Origin of the sequence: Alkalibaculum bacchi (assembly GCF_003317055.1) — a bacterium.
In the GTDB taxonomy this organism is placed as follows: Bacteria; Bacillota; Clostridia; order Eubacteriales; family Alkalibacteraceae; genus Alkalibaculum; species Alkalibaculum bacchi.
Window position 1 is genome coordinate 1 of the sequence record NZ_QNRX01000036.1, and the last position, 4,396, is coordinate 4,396.

The following is a 4,396-nucleotide window of genomic DNA, read 5'->3' on the forward strand; positions in this document are numbered from 1 at the left end:
AATCTCGCTCGACTTGCATGTGTTAAGCACGCCGCCAGCGTTCGTCCTGAGCCAGGATCAAACTCTCTAAATAAATTGCTGGCTTGTTACATTTTATTACTTTAATGTTGCTTGTCTTAAAGACACGCAACTAATTTGCTTGGGTTTGTGTGCACTATTCTATTTTCAAATACCTTGCTTGTCTCACGAGACAGCTTTTATATCTTACTTCTTTTTGTTTCTTTTGTCAACCGCTTTTTTGAAAATAATTATTTGTCGTACTTTTCATTATTTTGTCATTTCTTGCGGCGACTTTTACTATTATAGAGTGTTCTTTTAATTTTGTCAATTACTTTTTTGATTCTTATTTTTTATTCTACAATAAAGTGCTTTCGTCACTTTATCCATCAACAATCAGCTACCAGCCAACAGCGCTAGGATCAATTCTTACAGGCCAAAGATTCAACTACATATAAAAATGACTTAGATAATAACTAAGTCTAAAAGTAGAACTTTTCTATTAAACATGAAAATTGCCAAATGGATTATAATGATCCATCTGGCAAATATAAATAATTTTATAGTACACGTTTTAAAAATTCTTTTGTACGTTCCTGTGTAGGTGTATTAAATATCTGTTCAGGTGTACCTTCCTCAGCTATAACTCCCTTGTCCATGAATATGACTCGATCTGATACATCCCTTGCAAAATCCATCTCATGAGTAACTACCATCATAGTTAATCCACTATCTGCTAATTCCTTCATAACTTTTAGTACCTCTCCAACCATCTCTGGGTCAAGAGCAGAAGTTGGCTCATCAAACAACATTACATCAGGCTCCATAGAAAGAGCTCTCGCTATGGCAACTCTTTGCTTTTGACCACCTGATAATTGATTTGGTCTTGCATTAATAAACTGATCCATACCAACTACCTTAAGGTATTCCATCGCTATTTTTTCAGCTTCTTCCTTAGAACGCTTTAATACTTTAACTTGACCAACTACGCAATTATTCAAGACATCGTGATTGTTGAATAAATTAAATTGTTGAAATACCATCCCTAGTTTTGTTCGATATGCGTACACATCATGTTTATCATCAAGTATGTTTTCACCTTTATAAATAATCGCTCCACCACTGGGTTTTTCTAATAAATTTACACAACGCAAGAGTGTAGATTTTCCAGAGCCAGATGAACCGATAATGCTTACAACTTCTCCTTTGTCCACGGTAATATTTATATCTTTTAATACTTCGTGAGTGCCGAAGGATTTATTCAATCGTTGTATCTCTATTACTTTACTCATTGATATCCTCCTAATCTACTGTTTTCTCGTTTTACTTTTTGCCATTTCAGGCGTTTCTACCTGCATTTGATTTCCAATTATATTGTAATTTTTAGGGCCATCTAATTTTCTTTCAAAATAACGTAGTATTCGGGTTACTGTAAAAGTCATAATAAAATATAAAATACTAGCTACAAAGAAGGATTCAAAATATCTAAAATTATTACCTGCTATAGATTTTGTTTGGAAAAACAACTCTGTTACTCCAATTACATTAAGTACTGATGTATCTTTTATATTAATGACAAATTCATTACCCGTTGCAGGTAATATATTTCGGATTACCTGTGGAATAACTACATTAGTCATAGTTTGAAGATGATCCATTCCTATAGCTTGAGCTGCCTCAAATTGTCCATCGTCAATAGAAATGATCCCACCACGTACAATTTCAGCCATATATGCACCTGTATTTATAGAGACTATAAAAATAGCAGCTACAGTTCGATTCATATCCATGTCAAAAGCTATAGCAGAACCAAAATAAATAACCATAGCTTGTACGATCATTGGTGTGCCACGAAAAAATTCTACATAAAACGATAGAATTCCAGTAATTATTTTTAGAATTACTCTTTTTGGTCCTGTTTCAGGTAGTGGTATGGTTCGTATCACACCTATTAGCAAGCCCAAGATAGAGCCTAAAATTGTTCCCGTTATTGAAATTAATAATGTCATTCCCGCTCCACGAATGAACATAGGCCAATATTGGGTAACAATACTTATCAACCAATCTAAACTCATAATTTTCCTCCTGTTTAAAAGATAAAACCGCCTGCAAATCCAGGTCGGTTTTATCTACATTATTATGTATTATTGTGCTGCTGGTTGGTTTTTAATTGCTGTATCCATTATATTTTGTTGTTCTTCTAAACTAATGCCAGATATAACCTTGTTAATTTGTTCTGTCATTTCACTATCTTTAGCTACACCTACAGCTATTGCCGTATCTTCATCCGATGTCTTAAAACCATCGGTAAATTCTACCATTGCAAAATTCTGATTAGCAGCGGTTGCACTAACACCCTCAGGTCGTTCTGATACATATCCATCAATAAGTCCAGATTCAAGGGCAACTCTCATTGCTGCAAAATTATCTGATGCGGTCTGTTTGTTTACACCTGAAATTTGATCAATAACTGTGTAGTGAAAAGTATTTAACTGTGCTGTGATCTTGGCACCACTAAAATCGCTTAGTTTGCTAGCATTTTCGTAGTCTCCACCTTTTTTTACTACCATAACCAAATCTGATTTATAATAGTTATTGCTAAAATCAATTGTTTCTTTTCGTTTTGCAGTTGGAGACATACCACCGATAATAGCATCAATTTTACCTGATGTCAAAGCTGGAACAAGCCCATCCCATTCAATTTTAACAATTTCTAATTCTTTGCCAAGACCTTCTGCTATTTTCTTTGCAATCTCAACATCGTATCCGCCTGCATACTCTGCATTACCCTTAATTGGCACAGCCCCATTAGAATCATCTACTTGAGTCCAATTAAATGGTGCATAATTTGCTTCCATACCTACTTTAAAAGTATCTTCTGAACTCTCTTCTGATTTGCCACAAGCTGTAAACATCATAGCTAAGATTAAAACAATTGACAACACAATCTTTTTCTTCATTTTCTCTTTCTCCCCCTTGTAATATTAATTCAAACATAGTTTATCTAGACCTCAGAATCTCCTACGTCGATTCTAAGGTCGCCCAATGAGACAAATGAAAGTTTCACTTTCATTTGTCTCATTGGTTCACGAAAAGAAGGCCTGAGGATTGCTCAGGCCATAATGTACACTTATCCACTAACCCCCTCTTCCCAAATGAGATAGCACTCCTCAACAAACTGGGACGTTTATCGAGACAGTCCTGCAGTTGTTCACTACAGTCCCAGCATATAGCACCGAGAATACTATACACTTCGGCAATATTTCCTTCTCCTTAACCTCACGGCTTCTCAAGCTACGTTAAAGACTATTAAATATCGCACCTCTACCTCACCAATTAAAGTGAGGTTGTATTTTATTGTCGTTTATAGTCTATAATATCATAAACAATCTGTCAATTATACAAAAGGAGAATTTAAATTTTTTTCACAAATAGTATTTTTCTTATAGGGCCATCTCTTTCTTATTCCATCCTTCGTAATAATAAATCCATTCATTAATTTCTTTCCAGTTCTCCACGCGAACTACATTATTAGGTAACTCCCCTTTATTATAATTACAGTCAACTAGCAAAACCTGAAGATTAGCATCTGATAATTGCAACGCATTCTCTAAACGGTCTTCAATGAAAATATCTGATTCTAAATCTTTCGCTTTATTGACTTTATCATGTGAACCAAGAAAGGAGATTGTATCCATAGGGATATTATAGTGATTCATCCACTCTAGAGTCACTTCCCTCATTATTTCATCTCTTGCCGTAACAAAATGAATTCTATGTTTACTGGCCAATTGGTTTATAACTTCTTGTACTCCAGGCCGAACCTGAGCTTCTTTGTGAAGTAACTCACCATATTTTAAATAAAACTCATAATATTCAATAGGATCGATTCCTATAATTTTATCAATATCATAAACAGTAACATCCTCTGGTTGTATATTAGTGTGAAAATGATTATTTACTCTTTTTAACCAATAAAAAGGTTCTGTAATTGTGCCATCTATATCAATACATATATTCAGTTCTTTCATAAAAACACCTCCATAGTCTATATTATCATAAAGAGTGGTTGGTTTCTTTAAAAGTAGATTAAATATTAGAAAAGCAGGTGGTCAGGTGGTCAGCAAAAGCAACTCGCCTTCGTGCGAGGTAACAAAAGAGTAAGATCCTTCGCTTCGCTCAAGGATGACTTGTATAGATGGTTTTACATAGAACTTACAACTTACAACGCAAAAAGACTCACGATAAACGTGAGTCTTTTTGTGAATCCGCAACGTCCTATTCTCCCAGGGCGTCACCACCCGAGTACCTTCGGCGCTGGAGGACTTTACTTCTGTGTTCGGTATGGGAACAGGTGTAGCCCCTCCGCTATTGCCGCGGAATGTGTTAGTTCTAAGTT

General features: G+C 35.2%; 4 protein-coding genes, 2 rRNA genes and 1 riboswitch. All 6 genes read right to left on the reverse strand.

Annotated features, from left to right (window positions below):
- Positions 1 to 73: ribosomal RNA gene (locus tag DES36_RS14530) — 16S ribosomal RNA — on the reverse strand; the annotation flags it as partial.
- A 484-nt stretch (positions 74 to 557) separates the two neighbouring features.
- Positions 558 to 1,289, reverse strand: a complete 732-nt coding sequence (locus DES36_RS14535) for an amino acid ABC transporter ATP-binding protein (protein ID WP_113921945.1) — start codon at positions 1,287 to 1,289, stop codon at positions 558 to 560.
- A 15-nt stretch (positions 1,290 to 1,304) separates the two neighbouring features.
- Positions 1,305 to 2,072, reverse strand: a complete 768-nt coding sequence (locus DES36_RS14540) for an amino acid ABC transporter permease (RefSeq protein WP_113921946.1) — start codon at positions 2,070 to 2,072, stop codon at positions 1,305 to 1,307.
- Positions 2,073 to 2,141: 69 nt separating this feature from the next.
- Positions 2,142 to 2,957 (reverse strand): transporter substrate-binding domain-containing protein, encoded by an 816-nt coding sequence (locus tag DES36_RS14545; RefSeq protein WP_113921947.1) that lies wholly within the window; start codon positions 2,955 to 2,957, stop codon positions 2,142 to 2,144.
- A 193-nt stretch (positions 2,958 to 3,150) separates the two neighbouring features.
- A riboswitch (Lysine riboswitch) is annotated at positions 3,151 to 3,332 on the reverse strand.
- Between the two features lie 108 nt (positions 3,333 to 3,440).
- Positions 3,441 to 4,028, reverse strand: coding sequence for a 5' nucleotidase, NT5C type (locus DES36_RS14550; RefSeq protein ID WP_113921948.1), 588 nt, complete (start codon positions 4,026 to 4,028; stop codon positions 3,441 to 3,443).
- Positions 4,029 to 4,262: 234 nt separating this feature from the next.
- Positions 4,263 to 4,379, reverse strand: a 5S ribosomal RNA gene (rrf, locus tag DES36_RS14555).
- Positions 4,380 to 4,396: the final 17 nt, after the last annotated feature.